14 protein-coding genes are annotated in these 13,206 nt (G+C 71.3%); 8 read left to right on the top strand and 6 right to left on the bottom strand.

The annotated features are described in order from the left end of the window. Positions 1 to 134 precede the first annotated feature (134 nt). Complete coding sequence (locus AB0J36_RS29625) at positions 135 to 683, top strand: hypothetical protein (protein ID WP_357397802.1); 549 nt, start codon at positions 135 to 137, stop codon at positions 681 to 683. 18 nt (positions 684 to 701) lie between these two features. Here AB0J36_RS29625 and AB0J36_RS29620 read toward each other — a convergent pair whose 3' ends face one another. Then, positions 702 to 1,040 (bottom strand): DUF3817 domain-containing protein, encoded by a 339-nt coding sequence (locus AB0J36_RS29620; protein WP_357397789.1) that lies wholly within the window; start codon positions 1,038 to 1,040, stop codon positions 702 to 704. A 163-nt stretch (positions 1,041 to 1,203) separates the two neighbouring features. Here AB0J36_RS29620 and AB0J36_RS29615 point away from each other — a divergent pair, with 163 nt between their 5' ends. Beyond that, complete coding sequence (locus AB0J36_RS29615; protein WP_357122002.1) at positions 1,204 to 2,682, top strand: glutamate--cysteine ligase; 1,479 nt, start codon at positions 1,204 to 1,206, stop codon at positions 2,680 to 2,682. Positions 2,683 to 2,810: 128 nt separating this feature from the next. On the opposite strand, the gene AB0J36_RS29610 is transcribed toward AB0J36_RS29615, so the two are convergent. From AB0J36_RS29610 to AB0J36_RS29600, 3 genes are all read right to left on the bottom strand, one after another. Next, positions 2,811 to 3,197 (bottom strand): DUF2267 domain-containing protein, encoded by a 387-nt coding sequence (locus AB0J36_RS29610; protein ID WP_357397791.1) that lies wholly within the window; start codon positions 3,195 to 3,197, stop codon positions 2,811 to 2,813. A gap of 189 nt (positions 3,198 to 3,386) precedes the next feature. After that, positions 3,387 to 4,559, bottom strand: a complete 1,173-nt coding sequence (locus tag AB0J36_RS29605; protein ID WP_357175520.1) for a zinc-dependent alcohol dehydrogenase — start codon at positions 4,557 to 4,559, stop codon at positions 3,387 to 3,389. Between the two features lie 23 nt (positions 4,560 to 4,582). Further along, entirely contained in the window at positions 4,583 to 5,533 is a 951-nt protein-coding gene (locus tag AB0J36_RS29600; RefSeq protein WP_357175523.1) for an SRPBCC family protein, read from the bottom strand. Between the two features lie 238 nt (positions 5,534 to 5,771). On the opposite strand from AB0J36_RS29600, the gene AB0J36_RS29595 reads away from it, so the two are divergent. Next, positions 5,772 to 6,284, top strand: a complete 513-nt coding sequence (locus tag AB0J36_RS29595) for a hypothetical protein (protein ID WP_357397794.1) — start codon at positions 5,772 to 5,774, stop codon at positions 6,282 to 6,284. Between the two features lie 112 nt (positions 6,285 to 6,396). After that, a complete protein-coding gene (locus AB0J36_RS29590; protein ID WP_363661423.1) occupies positions 6,397 to 7,413 on the top strand; it encodes a carboxypeptidase regulatory-like domain-containing protein in 1,017 nt (338 codons plus the stop codon). On the opposite strand, the gene AB0J36_RS29585 is transcribed toward AB0J36_RS29590, so the two are convergent. Beyond that, positions 7,410 to 7,910, bottom strand: a complete 501-nt coding sequence (locus tag AB0J36_RS29585; RefSeq protein ID WP_363661422.1) for a DUF6584 family protein — start codon at positions 7,908 to 7,910, stop codon at positions 7,410 to 7,412. The two genes, AB0J36_RS29590 and AB0J36_RS29585, sit on opposite strands and share 4 nt — an antisense overlap. Before the next feature lie 117 nt (positions 7,911 to 8,027). Between AB0J36_RS29585 and AB0J36_RS29580 the strand changes: the two genes are divergently transcribed. Both AB0J36_RS29580 and AB0J36_RS29575 read left to right on the top strand, forming a co-directional pair. Next, positions 8,028 to 8,402 (top strand): SCP2 sterol-binding domain-containing protein, encoded by a 375-nt coding sequence (locus tag AB0J36_RS29580; protein ID WP_357121981.1) that lies wholly within the window; start codon positions 8,028 to 8,030, stop codon positions 8,400 to 8,402. A 5-nt stretch (positions 8,403 to 8,407) separates the two neighbouring features. Beyond that, entirely contained in the window at positions 8,408 to 10,450 is a 2,043-nt protein-coding gene (locus AB0J36_RS29575) for a glycogen debranching N-terminal domain-containing protein (protein ID WP_357122199.1), read from the top strand. Here the strand turns inward: AB0J36_RS29575 and AB0J36_RS29570 are convergent. Beyond that, positions 10,447 to 11,163: a helix-turn-helix domain-containing protein gene (locus AB0J36_RS29570; RefSeq protein ID WP_357121978.1), complete on the bottom strand. Its 717-nt coding sequence runs from the start codon at positions 11,161 to 11,163 to the stop codon at positions 10,447 to 10,449. The genes AB0J36_RS29575 and AB0J36_RS29570 overlap by 4 nt on opposite strands. A 196-nt stretch (positions 11,164 to 11,359) precedes the next feature. On the opposite strand from AB0J36_RS29570, the gene AB0J36_RS29565 reads away from it, so the two are divergent. Then, complete coding sequence (locus tag AB0J36_RS29565; protein ID WP_363661421.1) at positions 11,360 to 12,061, top strand: DUF4097 family beta strand repeat-containing protein; 702 nt, start codon at positions 11,360 to 11,362, stop codon at positions 12,059 to 12,061. Between the two features lie 27 nt (positions 12,062 to 12,088). After that, on the top strand, positions 12,089 to 12,907 hold the full coding sequence (locus AB0J36_RS29560) for an alpha/beta fold hydrolase (protein WP_363661420.1): 819 nt from the start codon (positions 12,089 to 12,091) through the stop codon (positions 12,905 to 12,907). The last annotated feature ends 299 nt before the right edge of the window (positions 12,908 to 13,206 follow it).

Raw genomic sequence — 13,206 nt, 5'->3', positions numbered from 1 at the left:
CCTTTCCAGCTCGACCGCCCGCTTACCCCCGTCGCCCGGGATGTCACCTCGCGGGCGTGAGCCCGTGACCAGGTTTCATTCACGTCGTTCAACCGGGGACATCGATACGATCAGTGAACACAAGCGGACTCTCGGTGGTGGACATGGACAGCGGACTCGATACCCGGCGGATCGTGCACCCGACGGAGCGGATCGTCACGGGACGGCTGGTCCGCCTGTTGGACGGCTACACCCGCGAAATACGCGTCGGCCAACCGGTGCTGGTCGCGGTGCTCGCCGCGGCCGCGTTCGCCCGGCTGCCGGCCCTGCTGCTGCGCGCGCTGTTCTCGTTCGGCGGCGGTGGCGCCCGCCGACGCTGGAAGGAGCTGAAGCAGGGCCCGGAGTACCTGGTCACCCCGGTCCGCCTGCGGAACACCGCCGGTCAGCTCTGCGAGGTCGAGCTGCACGGACACCTGCCGCAGAGCGCCCTGCACCCGGCCGATCAGGTGCAGCTCACCCTGCGCCCGCAGCGCGATCCGGAGCTGCCGCCGCGGATCGAGCGGATCGTCAACCTGACCACCGGGCAGTTGCTCACCCCGCGTACCGCGACCCTCTGGTCACACCTGGGACCACCGCTGCTGTTGCAGGCGACGATCGGCGCTCTGCTGTTGGCCGGCGTCGCGGCCTGTTCCGCGCTGACCTGAGCGCTCGGCCGGGGCCGGTCAGCCGACCGGGGCGGGCTCGCGGACCGGCTGCCGGTCGCCGCCGAGCATGCCCCGGCGATGTGCCCAGCGTTCGAAGATCAGCGTGGCGAACGGCGGCACGGCGCACGCCAGCGCCACGACGGTCACCGGCAGGCTCCAGCGGCGCAGCCGCGCCACCGCGAGCACCAGCAACCCGTACGCGATGAACAGGCCGCCGTGGATCGGCCCGAAGATCTTGACGCCCAGCTCATTGTCCGGCGGACCGTACTTGACGGCCATCCCCACCAGCAGGGCCAGCCAGGAGCAGGCCTCGGCGATCGCCGCCGCGACGAACAGCCGGGTCACCTTCTCGCGCATCCGGCAATGCTAGCGGTGCCGGCCGTTCGCGCTCTCGCCGACCACAGAGCGTGCGACAGGGGTCACGGGGCCCGCCACTGGGTAGGAAAGAACCCTCGGGTCTTCCCCGCTCGTACGGCCACGTGCGAGGTTAGGGGGAACCAGCGGTGACAGGGCGGTGACCATGGGCGAGGATGTCGGCGTACGGACCTTCAGTCGGGAGGATCGGGCCCGCTACCGCGAAAAGGTGCGGAACTGTCTGGATGTCTTCGCCGAGATGCTGCGGGAGTCGCGGTTCGACATCGACCGGCCGATGACGGGGTTGGAGATCGAGCTGAACCTCGTGGACGAGGCGTCGAATCCGGCCATGCGCAACGCCGACGTGTTGGCGGCCATCGAGGATCCGAGCTTCCAGACGGAGCTGGGCCAGTTCAACATCGAGATCAATGTGCCACCGCGCCGCTTGACCGGCACCGGCACCCTCGACTTCGAGGAGCACGTGCGCGCCAGCCTCAACGCCGCCGAGGAGAAGGCCCGCACGATCGGCGCGCACATGGTCATGATCGGCATCCTGCCGACGTTGCGTCCCGAGCACCTCACCGCCGAGACGCTGTCGGCCAACCCGCGCTACAAGCTGCTCAACGAGCAGATCTTCGCGGCGCGCGGCGAGGACCTGCCGATCGCCATCTCCGGGGTGGAGCGCCTGGCGGTCACCGCCGACACGATCACCCCGGAGGCGGCCTGCACCAGCACCCAGTTCCACCTCCAGGTCAGCCCGGCGCAGTTCGCCGACTACTGGAACGCCGCCCAGGTGGTCGCCGGCATCCAGGTGGCGCTCGGGGCGAACGCGCCGCTGCTGTTCGGTCGGGAGCTGTGGCGCGAGACCCGCATCCCGCTGTTTCAGCAGGCCACCGACACCCGGCCGGAAGAGATCAAAGCCCAGGGGGTACGCCCCAGAGTCTGGTTCGGCGAACGCTGGATCACCAGCGTCTTCGACCTGTTCGAGGAGAACGTCCGCTACTTCCCGGCGCTGCTGCCGGTGTGCGACCCGCAGGACCCGGCGCAGACCCTGGCGGCCGGCGAGGTGCCGAACCTCGCCGAGCTGCGGCTGCACAACGGCACGATCTACCGCTGGAACCGTCCGGTGTACGACGTGTCGCGCGGCCGGCCGCACCTGCGCGTGGAGAACCGGGTGCTGCCGGCCGGGCCGACCGTGCTGGACACCATCGCCAACGGGGCCTTCTACTTCGGACTGGTCCGCGCCCTCGCCGAGTCGGACCGGCCACTGTGGTCACAGATGTCGTTCAGCGCCGCCGAGGAGAACTTCACCAGTTGCGCCCGGCACGGCATCGACGCGCAGGTCTTCTGGCCCGGCCTCGGCTACCTGCCGGTCACCGAGCTGGTGCTGCGCCGGCTGCTACCGATGGCGCACCACGGGCTGGACCGGTGGGGCCTCGACCCGACCGAGCGGGACCGTCTGCTGGGCGTCATCGAGCAACGCTGCCTGACCAACCGCAACGGCGCGACCTGGCAGGTGGCGACGCTGCACCGGTTGGAGTCCACCGATCACCTGGACCGGCCGGAGGCGCTGCGCGAGGTGGTGCGGCACTACGTGGAGCTGATGCACAGCAACCGGCCGGTGCACGAGTGGCCGATTCCCTGACGATCGCCCGTTCTCGCCGGCCGTCGACCGTCGGCCCATCGGCTCGGACGTCGCACGTCGATGACCACGGCGGCGGGGACCCTGACCGTGGCGGCCGGGGTCCGCGCCCGCTGAGAGCGTGACCGCGCTCAGCCACGTGGGGTGGGGACACCGAAGAGGTCGGTGATGCCGCCGGGCAACTGCGCCAGCAGGTCGTGCCGGTCGTCGTCGTCGAGCGCCTCGGCGACGGTGTTCAGCACCACCTGGGCGTGTTGACGCACCTGGTCCCCGTTCGACACCTGCTCACGGTCGCCGACCTTCTTCAGGAACTCGTCGACGTCCCACCGGCGTCCCTGGGGGTTTCGGGTGACAGAATCGTTCAGCCGATCGGGCAACTGTGCCGCCAGGTTGTCGGCCTCCTGTCCGGCGAGCCGTTCGCCGAGCACCGACAGGACGGCCTGCACCGAGCGCACGGCCTCGTTCTCCCCGAGCCCTCCGCGCTGTCGTACGGTCGCGATCATCTGCTCGTACTCCATGACCCGCTCCCTTTCGCCTCCTGGACCGGCGCGCAGGCCGGCTAACGGACGAACGGACGGCGTTCCCGAGCCCACGGACCACAAACGCGCCACCCCCCTCGCGCCGATCTTGCGGTTTCGGTCGTCAACATGGGGTGGTATGCCCCTTGTGTCGCCGCAGAAAGTGCAAGATCGCGGGAGCTGGGGCGGTCAGACCTTGAGGAGCACCTTGGTGCAGTCGTCCTGCTTCTTCTGGAAGATCTTGTAGCCCTTGGGGGCGTCGCGCAGCGGCATGCGGTGGCTGACGATGAAGCTCGGGTCGATCTCGCCGCGTTGGATGCGCTCCAGCAGGGGGCGGGTGTAGCGCTGCACATGACACTGACCGGTCCGCATGATGAGTGACCGGTTCATGAACGCGCCCATCGGGAACTTGTCGACGAAGCCGCCGTACGCGCCGATGACCGACACCACTCCCCCGGATCGGCAGGCCAGGATCGCCTCCCGCAGGGCGAACGGCCGTTCCGTCTCGGTCCGGGTGGCCTGCTTGGCCCGGTCGTACGCGTACATCGCGGAGTTGGCGTGGTGGCCCTCCAGACCGACCGCGTCGATGCACGCGTCGGGGCCCCGACCGGCGGTCATCTCGTTGAGGGTGTCCAGCACGTCGACGTCCTCGTAGTTGATCGTCTCGGCGTCGGCGTGCTCGGCGGCGAGACGCAGCCGGTAGGGGAACCGGTCGATGACGATCACCCGCTCCGCGCCGAGCAGCCGGGCGCTGGCCGCGGCGAGTAGCCCCACCGGCCCCGCGCCCCAGATCGCGATGACCTGCCCGGGTTTGATGTCGCACATCTCGGCGCCCAGGTAGCCGGTCGGAAAGACGTCGGCGAGCAGGACGGCCTGGTCGTCCGGGATCTCGTCGGGCACCTTGAGCGGGCCGACGTCGGCGAACGGCACCCGCGCGTACTCGGCCTGGCCGCCCGCGTACCCGCCCAGCAGGTGGGAGTAGCCAAAGATGCCGGCCGGTGAGTGGCCCATGACCTTCTCGGCGATGCCGGCGTTGGGGTTGGAGTTCTCGCACACCGAGTAGAGGCCACGCTGGCAGGAGGAGCAGTGCCCGCAGGCGATCGGGAACGGCACCACCACCCGGTCGCCGGGCTTGAGATTGCGGACCTGCGGCCCGACCTCCACCACCTCCCCCATGAACTCGTGGCCGAGGATGTCGCCCTTGCGCATCGCGGGGATGTAGCCGTGGTAGAGGTGCAGGTCGGAGCCGCAGATCGCGGTGGTGCTGACCCGCACGATGGCGTCCCGGGCGTTCATGATCGTCGGCTCGGGTACGTCGATCACCCTGACGGTGTCGGCGCCCATCCAGGCGGTGGCCTTCATTGCTTCGCCCCTTCGAGAAACGGTCAGCGCCGGGTCGGCGGCAGCGGCTGCGCGGGTCGCTGCATCGCCTGCTGGCGTACGGAGATGCCGTTCGGGCTGCCCTCGGAGCGGACCACCTCGCCGGCCTCCAGTACCTGCTTGAATCGGCGCAGGTCGTCACGGACCTGCTGCTCGGGCTCCTCGCCGAAGAGCTTCGCCACGGCCCGGCCGAGCGCGCCCGCCGGTGGCGCGTAGCGCAGTTGCACCCGGACCTCGGTGCCGCGGTCGCCCGGGGCGGGTACGAACGCGACCCGACCGGCGTTCGCCACCCGACTGCCGGGCAGCGACCGCCAGGTGATCGACCTGTTCGGCTGATCGTCGATGATCTCGGCGTCCCATTCGACGCGGCGACCGGCCGGTCCACGGGCGACCCAGTGCGAGAGGCGCAGGTCGTCGGCGCGTACCGACTCCAGGTGCGCCATGAACCGGGGCAGGTTCTCCACGTCACGCCAGAACCGGTACGCCTCGGCGGGTGACCGGTTGACCGTCACCGCGATCTCCATCCGGATCATCCGCTCCCGGGCCCGGCGGGCACGACCGGCGGCGATCGCGGTGGCGACGTCCAGGGCGGTGATGCCGGCGATCGCGGCCGTGGTCAGGGCCAGGCGGCGGCGACGCTCCCCCCGCCGGTCGACCATGGCCCGGCCCAGCAGCGTCAGGTCCAGGGCGTCACCAACGACCCGGGTCCACGCCCAACCGGCCGGGCGGCGGCCGGTGAGCAGACCGACCGCGTGGATCACCTCCCGCGTTCCGACGGCGGGGATCACGGCCCGCGCGGCGGGTGAGTCGTCGACGCCGGTCAGGCGGGCCAGGGTCCGGGGCGCGGCCAGCGCGCCCACGCCCAGGGCCAGGCTCAGCAGACCCAGCGCCCGCGTCGCCGCGGTCGGCACCGGGCCGTCCAGCTCCGGCAGGAGCATGTTGTCGACCCGGTCCATGAGCCGGTCCCCTTCGGTCGGCGCGAGCGCCGGCGGCCACCGACGCGGGCGGCCGTGAGCCGCCACCGTGACGCTATGCGCTGGATCCTCCCTACGCGCCCGAATTGAGGGAGAACGCCGATCAGACCTTGTTGATGATCACCGCTATCTTGTAGTCATGAAAATGGATGGGGCATACGAGGTTCGGCAGAGCCGCATCCTGACCGGGCTCACGCTGGCGCTGTACAGCGCTCTGCCGATGACCGCCGTGGTGATCGGCCTACAGGACCTGTCCGAGCGCTACATGTTCGTCATCATTGGGCTGGGGTTCGAGGCGACCATGCTCGCCCTGATGCGGGGCCGCGTCGGCCGCGCGGTCCGGCAGGAGTTGCTCTTCGCCGTTGACGAACAGGGCGTCTACCTGGGCCCGGACGAGTACGGCCGGCCCGCGACGCGCGAACCGTGGTCCCAAATCGACTTCATCGTCCACTTCACGGGCCGCATCTGGAAGACCAGCACCCGGCCAAATCCGAACCGTAACGTCGGTATCGCCCGTGGCGGCAGGATCATCACTTCCCGGGCAACGGGCGGTTGGCGCTTCAGCGCCCGGCGGGCCGCCGCGGCGGCCGACCGGTTCGGCGGGGGAAAGCCGGTCCTCAAGGGACCGTACTTCGATCAGGTGCCGCGCGAGTGGTTCCACACCCTCACCCTGCCGCCCACATGGCTCGCCGCCCACGCCAGACCTGGCGGTGTGTCCGGAACACAACGCTGATCAACCGGCAGCACGTCACCTTCAGTCAGCATCACGACATTGACCGATTTGGATCAGCAACGCTCCGTTACCGTCGGCGCACCCCCGTTCCGTCGCCGCGAGGAGCACGCCCGTGAGCCCCACCCTCCTGCGCAAGCTGACCACCACCATCGCCATCGCGCTGCTCGTCGTGGAGGCCGCCGCGCCCGCTGGCGCGCGTACCCCCCGGCAGGTGTCGCCCGCGCCCGGCGGCGTTCGCGCCGTCGTGCGGGACGCGGCCACCGGCGCGCCGGTGCCCCGCGCCTGCGCCGCGCTCGTGCCCATCGACGCCGCGGCGCTGACGGCGGTCACCCTCGGGGAGGACCAGCTCGGCCGGTACGGCGGCTGCGCCGACGAGCAGGGCAGCCTGGTGACCGGTGACGTCGCACCCGGGGACTACCGGTTGCTCGTGCGGCCCTACGACACGACCCGGCACGGCTGGCAGTGGGTCGGCCGGCACGGCGGCACCGGTGAGCGCGAGCGCGCGTCCGTCATCCGGGTCCGGGCCGGCACGGTGACCAACGCGCCCGACATCCGGCTCGATCCGCCCGGCACGGTCGTCGGGGTGGTGACCGACGCGGCGACCGACGCCCCGGTCCCGCGAGCGCTGGTGATGGTGGTGCCGTACGTGCCGGACCCCAAGTACGACGACCACGGGCCCACAACCGATGAGAACGGCCGCTACACGATCACGGGCCTCGGGCCGTACGAGTGGCCGGTGCAGTTCGCCGCGGGTGGGTACGCCACCGTCTGGTCCGGCGGGGTGGGCAGCCGGGCGCAGGCGCGAAAGGTCCGGGTCCGCGCCGCGCGGACGACGACCCTGGACCAGGCGCTGCCCGCCGGCACCCCGGTCAGCGGGGCGGTACGCGTCGACGAGTTGCTCACCTACGCCCAGGTGCTTGCCTTCGACGCCAGCACCGGAGACCTTGCCGGCGTGGCGGACGTGGGGAGCGGGTACGCCCTGCGCCTGCTCCCCGGGCAGCGGGTGAAGCTGCGCTGCGACTGCGCGTACGCCCCGCCGGTGTGGCACCGCGACGCGGCCGGCTTCGACGCCGCGACTCCCCTGCGGGTCGGGCGAACGCCGGTCGTGGTCGACTTCGACCTCGACTAGAAAACCCACCGGAGCACGGTGACCAGGCCGACCACGCACAGCGCCACCAGCACCACGCCGATCACCGCCGCCACCAGGCAGCCCAACCCGTCCCGCCACGAACTCGGCTCATCGGGACGTGGCCCGTCATCGGTCCAGGTGACGGGCCCGTACCGGCCGGCCTGCTCCAGCAGTCGCGCGAAGCGCGCGCCCGCCACCGGCCCGAGTCTGGCGCTGGGGTCGGCGGTCACCCGCAACGCCCGCAGACGCCGCCAGGCGTTCCCGTAGGCCTGCTCGAACGCGGCGACCTCCCGCGCGTCGGCGTCCTCGCCGAGGAAGCCCCATCGCCCCGCCTCGGCCACGTTGCCCACCTGCCGGTAGAGCGCGGCACGCCGCGCCCGCACCTCCAGGTCGTCGGGGTACGCGGCGGTCAGGCTCGCCAGGCGTTGCATCGCGGGGTGCACGTGCCCGCGCTCCAGATCCGCCGCCACCCTCGCCAGCACCTGTTCCTTCGCCACGGCGGACATTCTGAGCGGTGCGCCTGCCACGCCGACAGCTCATTTCCGTCGGTCGGGCGTTAGCAACGGGCCGCAGCGGGTAGCCGTCGTCCGCTCTTTGTCGGGCCGGGAGGTGGGATGACGACGGCGACCAGCGACTTCTTCGAGCGGCTGGCCGCCGCGTGCCGGGATCCGCGGTTCAGCAAGGTGTGCGGAAGTGTGCGCTTCGACATCGCCGACGGGGACGACCTGGAGCAGTGGCTCCTGGTCATCGACCACGGCAAGCTAGAGGTGTCGCAGAGCGGGGACCCGGCCGACACCGTCATCAGGGTGCCGGCACAGGTGGCGGAGTCGATGGCGCGTGGCGAGGTGAACGGGCTGGCGGCGATCGAGCGCGGCGAGATCCTGGTCGACGGCGACCTCGCCCTGGCGTTGCGCATCGGGCGACTGTTTCCCCGCGCGGCCGAGGGTGGCGCGGGAGCCGACCAGCCGACGGCGACCAGCGCGCCGTGAGGGACATCCCGGGCACGGTGTCGTGCATCGACGGCAACACCTTCATCGTGTCGGACGCCAGTGGAGACGTGGAGTCGTCGCCCGCAACGCCGGTGGGGCTGTTCGCCAACGACACGCGCTATCTGTCCCGCTGGGTGCTCACTGTGAACGGCGAGCGGTTGGCCGCCCTGTCGGTGGACGACAGCCAGTACTACGAGGTCACGTTCTTCGTGGTGCCGGGCGGGGCCGTCGACTACGTGGAGGCGGACGTGTCCGCGATCCGGCGGCGACGCATCGGCCCGGACCTCACCGAGACGCTGACGATCTTCAACTACGGCCAGGGAGTGGTGGACCTCGACGTGCGACTGGAGGTCGAGGCCGACTTCGCCGACATCTTCGAGATCAAGTTCGATATCCAGGACAAGGCGGGCAGCTACTACACCGACGTCGAGCCGAACGAGTTGCGGGTCGGTTATCGACGCGGGACGTACCGGCGTGAGGTCGTCGTGTCGACGAGCGAGTCGGCCACCATCGACGCGCGCGGCCTGCGGTACGCGGTGCGGCTGCGGCCCGGGGAGCAGTGGGACACCCGGTTGCGGGTGGTCATGCGGGCGCTGCGACCGGACGGCGTCGACCTGCGCGCCGCCCTGCGGGCTCTACGCCCGGACGAGTCGACACTGCCGGACAGCGTGCGCGAGTGGGTGGCGCAGGCGCCGACGTTGGACACCGAGAGCGCCACCCTCCAACAGGTCTACCATCGCAGCCTGGTGGACCTCGCGGCGCTGCGCTTCGCGCCGCTGTCACTCGGCGGAGCTGCCGTACCCGCGGCCGGGCTCCCCTGGTTCATGACCCTGTTCGGCCGCGACAGCCTGCTGACCTGCCTACAGACCCTGCCCGTCACGCCGTCGCTGACCCCGCCGACACTGCGGATCCTCGCCTCGCTCCAGGGCGCCCGGACCGACGACGTGCTGGAGGAGGATCCCGGCCGGATCCTGCACGAGCTGCGCTACGGGGAGTCGGCCGCGTTCGAGGAGCAGCCACACTCCCCCTACTACGGCACCGTCGACGCGTCGCCCCTGTTCGTGGTGCTGCTCGACGAGTACGAGCGGTGGAGCGGCGACACCGCGTTGGTGATGGAGTTGGAGCAGGAGGCTCGCGCGGCCCTGGACTGGATCGACGCGTACGCGGACCTGACGTCGACCGGCTACGTCTGGTACCAGCGGCGCAACCGGGCCACCGGCCTGGACAACCAGTGTTGGAAGGACTCCTGGGACAGCATCTCCTACGCCGACGGCCGGCTGCCCGGGTTCCCGAGGGCGACGTGTGAGGTCCAGGGGTACGCCTACGACGCCAAGCTCCGTGGCGCGCGGCTGGCGCGTACGTTCTGGGGCGACCGCGACTACGCCGAGCGGCTGGAACGCGAGGCGGCGGCGTTGTACGAGCGCTTCAACCGGGACTTCTGGCTCGAGGACCGCGGCTACTACGCCCTCGCGCTCGACCACGACGGCACTCCCGTGGACAGCCTCTCCTCGAACATCGGCCACCTGCTGTGGAGCGGCATCGTGGCGCCCGACCGGGCCGCGCGGGTCGTCGAGCACCTGATGGGTCCGGCGCTCTTCTCCGGCTGGGGCGTGCGGACCTTCGCCTCCGGGCAGAGCCGCTACAACCCGCTCGGCTACCACAACGGCACCGTCTGGCCGTTCGACAACTCGTTCATCGCGTGGGGCCTGCGCCGTTACGGGTTCCTCAGCGAGGCGGGCCGCATCGCCGAGGGCATCCTGTCGGCCGCGACCTACTTCCAGGGGCGGCTGCCCGAGGCGTTCGGGGGCTTCGACCGCAGCACCACCCGGTACCCGGTCCGGTATCCCACCGCCGGCAGCCCGCAGGCGTGGTCCAGCGGAGCGCCGATGCTGCTGCTGCGCACCCTGCTCGGCCTCGACCCGCACGAGGAACACCTGGCCGTCAATCCCGCGCTGCCGTCCGCCTTCGACCGGATCGCGCTGCTGGACATTCCCGGACGCTGGGGGCTCGTCGACGCGTACGCCCGGCACCGCCCGGACCGGAACTAGTTCACCGCCCGCGTGTGCAGGACGGCACGGGCCTGTTCGGCGGCGCGGGTGATGCTCTCGCTGATGAAGTCGAGGAAGCGGGCGATGTTCTCCAGGCGGGCGGCGGCCGGGGTGCCGGGGCCGAGGACGGCGACGCCCTCACGTGCTGTCGCGATGAGTTGGTCGTTGGCGCGGGCGCTGGCCATCGTCGCCTGGTAGAAGAGTTCGGTGTCGATGACGTAGCGGTCGCGGCGGCGCTCGTCGCGCTCGCGGCGGACGAGACTCTGACTCTCCAGGAAGCTGATGGCCTTGGAGATGGACGCCGGGCTGACGTGCAGACGCTGGGCCAGCTCCGCCGCGGTGAGGCTGCCCGTGTCGGTGGTGAACAGGCAGGTCAGTACCCGGGCTCCCATCTTGTTCAGACCCGTGGCCATGAGGACGGTGGTGAACACCTCCTCGTACTCGGCGACGGCCTCGGCGTCGCGGCCGTGCGGCTGCGGGATCGCCTCGGCGGTCCGGGTGGCGGACGGCACGCGGCGGCGGGCGCGGCGTTCGGTGGCGCGGTGGGCCAGCTCGGCCCGGTAGGCGTTCGGGCCGCCGTTGCGCAGCACCTCGCGGGTGATCGTCGAGGTCGGACGGTCGAGGCGTCGGGCGATCTCGGCGTACGGGAGGCTGTCGGCCAGCCCGGACGCGATCTGCTGACGGTCCTGCTGGGTGAGTCTGCCTCCCGGCACGGTGATCTCCTCGGTGGTCGTCCTCAACGGCATTGCCACCATAGCGTTCACCGCCAGTCGATTGCAATGGCGGTAACGCCGGCCGTTGCTTTAGCGGCAGATCGGTTGCAACGTTTACAACGCTCTGAGCTGCCCTTACTACCCATCTACGCAACAAGGCTGTTGCCACTAACTGGAAAGCAACGTAGCGTTTCCAATGTCAGAAACACCGGAGAGAGCATCGGAGAACGCCGTGCAGAGCTTCGCCACCCCCGCCCCCATCGCCGCCGTCCTGGACATCCCCGCCGGGCGCGTCCAACTCATCGCCGCCGACCGCGCGGACACCACCGTCGAGGTCCGGCCCGCCGACGCCGGCCGCAGCCGCGACACCCGGGCCGCCGAGCAGACCACCATCGCGTACGCCGACGGCGTCCTGCGGGTCACGACCGCGTCCCCCGACAACCAGCTCCTGGGCCCCGCCGGCTCGGTGGAGGTCACCGTCCAACTGCCCGCCGACTCCCGCGTCGAGATCAGGGCCGCCAGCGCCGAGCTGCGCGGCGTCGGACGCCTCGGTGACGTCACCGTGGACGGCGCGTACCGCCACATCAAGGTCGACGAGGCGGCGAGCATGCGCCTCACCGCCGTCGACGGCACCGTCGAGGTCGGTCAGCTCAACGGCCCCGCCGAGATCAGCACCACGCGGGGCGACATCCGCGTCGCGCAGGCAACGCGAGGTCGGCTCGTGCTGCGTACCCAGTCCGGCGACATCTCGGTCGCCGCCGCCAGCGGCGTCTCGGCCGCCCTGGACGCCGGCACCGGCCACGGGCGCATCAGCAACGACCTGGTCAACCACGGCAGCGCCGACCTCGACATCCACGCCACCACCTCGCACGGCGACATCACCGCCCGCAGCCTCTGAACCCCAACCCCCTCAAGGAGTACGACAATGACGACGAACACCCCCTCCTCGACCAGTTCGCCGTGGACCGGCATGGTGCCGGTCGACGACACCGCCCTGGCCGTCACCGACACCGGCGGCGCGGGCGTCCCCGTGGTCTTCCTCAACGGCCAGTTCGCCACCCAGGGGTACTGGCGCAACGTCATCACCGACCTGGGTACCCGATGGCGGCACATCACCTACGACGAGCGGGCCCGCGGCAGAAAGTCGGGACGCTCGGCGGACTACTCCTTCGAGGCGGCCGTCCGGGACGTCGACGCCGTTCTCGCCGCCCGAGGCGTCCAGCGGGCGGTGCTCGTCGGCTGGTCGTACGGGGCCGTCGTCGGCGCCCACTGGGCCCACCGCAACCCGGACCGCACGATCGGCGCGGTACTGGTCGACGGCGCGTTCCCGCACGACTGGCTCGACGACGCCATGGAGCTGCGGATCCGCAAGCTGTTCCGGCGCCTGGGCTGGTTCACGCCGCTGCTGCGGCCGACCGGCCTGACCCCGCGCATGAGCGCCGCCCAGCAGGCGGAGAGCAACATCGAGCTGGGCCGGCTCTCCCGGGAACGCGAACTGGGTCCGGTGCTGGACGGCATCACCGTCCCGGTGCGGTACGTGGTCGCCTCGGGAACGTCCCTCGGCAGCAAGGGAGACGAGCAGGAACGCATCCGCGCCAGCCTCGACGCGGTGACCACGCGCAACCCGAACATCCGAGTCCACGCGAAGGTCGCCAGCAACCACGGCGCGATCCTCAAGAAGGACTTCACGGCCGTCGCCCAGGCCGTACGCGAGGTCGCCGCCCTCGACAGCGAGCACCGCTGATACACCGAACCCCGGTCCCCCCGGCCGCCGCGCGCGACCGGGTGGCCGGGGCGGCGGCGGGGAACCGGCGCACCACTGTGGATGATCGCCTGGTAGGAAGAAGGCAACCGCCTCACCCTCGGGAGATCACTGTGCCTCGTACCCCGCTGTCTCGCCGTTCCCTGCTGGCCGCCGGCGGCGCGACGGCCGTCGCGCTCGGCGCGGCCGTCGCCGGTCCGTCCGCGGGGCGCGCCCGCCCCCCGCCCCCCGCCCGCCCGCCCCCGGGGCCCCCCGCCCCGGCGCGGCGGCGGGGGGGCGCC

Origin of the sequence: Micromonospora sp. NPDC049662 (assembly GCF_040675055.1) — a bacterium.
Classification (GTDB): Bacteria; Actinomycetota; Actinomycetes; order Mycobacteriales; family Micromonosporaceae; genus Micromonospora.
This window is presented reverse-complemented; position numbering and strand designations above follow the sequence as displayed.

Coding starts and splice junctions, on each gene's coding strand:
- AB0J36_RS29620 (WP_357397789.1), bottom strand. CDS start 1,040: ATGCGCGAGAAGGTGACCCGGCTGTTCGTCGCGGCGGCGATCGCCGAG.
- AB0J36_RS29615 (WP_357122002.1), top strand. CDS start 1,204: ATGGGCGAGGATGTCGGCGTACGGACCTTCAGTCGGGAGGATCGGGCC.
- AB0J36_RS29610 (WP_357397791.1), bottom strand. CDS start 3,197: ATGGAGTACGAGCAGATGATCGCGACCGTACGACAGCGCGGAGGGCTC.
- AB0J36_RS29605 (WP_357175520.1), bottom strand. CDS start 4,559: ATGAAGGCCACCGCCTGGATGGGCGCCGACACCGTCAGGGTGATCGAC.
- AB0J36_RS29600 (WP_357175523.1), bottom strand. CDS start 5,533: ATGGACCGGGTCGACAACATGCTCCTGCCGGAGCTGGACGGCCCGGTG.
- AB0J36_RS29595 (WP_357397794.1), top strand. CDS start 5,772: ATGACCGCCGTGGTGATCGGCCTACAGGACCTGTCCGAGCGCTACATG.
- AB0J36_RS29580 (WP_357121981.1), top strand. CDS start 8,028: ATGACGACGGCGACCAGCGACTTCTTCGAGCGGCTGGCCGCCGCGTGC.
- AB0J36_RS29565 (WP_363661421.1), top strand. CDS start 11,360: ATGTCAGAAACACCGGAGAGAGCATCGGAGAACGCCGTGCAGAGCTTC.
- AB0J36_RS29560 (WP_363661420.1), top strand. CDS start 12,089: ATGACGACGAACACCCCCTCCTCGACCAGTTCGCCGTGGACCGGCATG.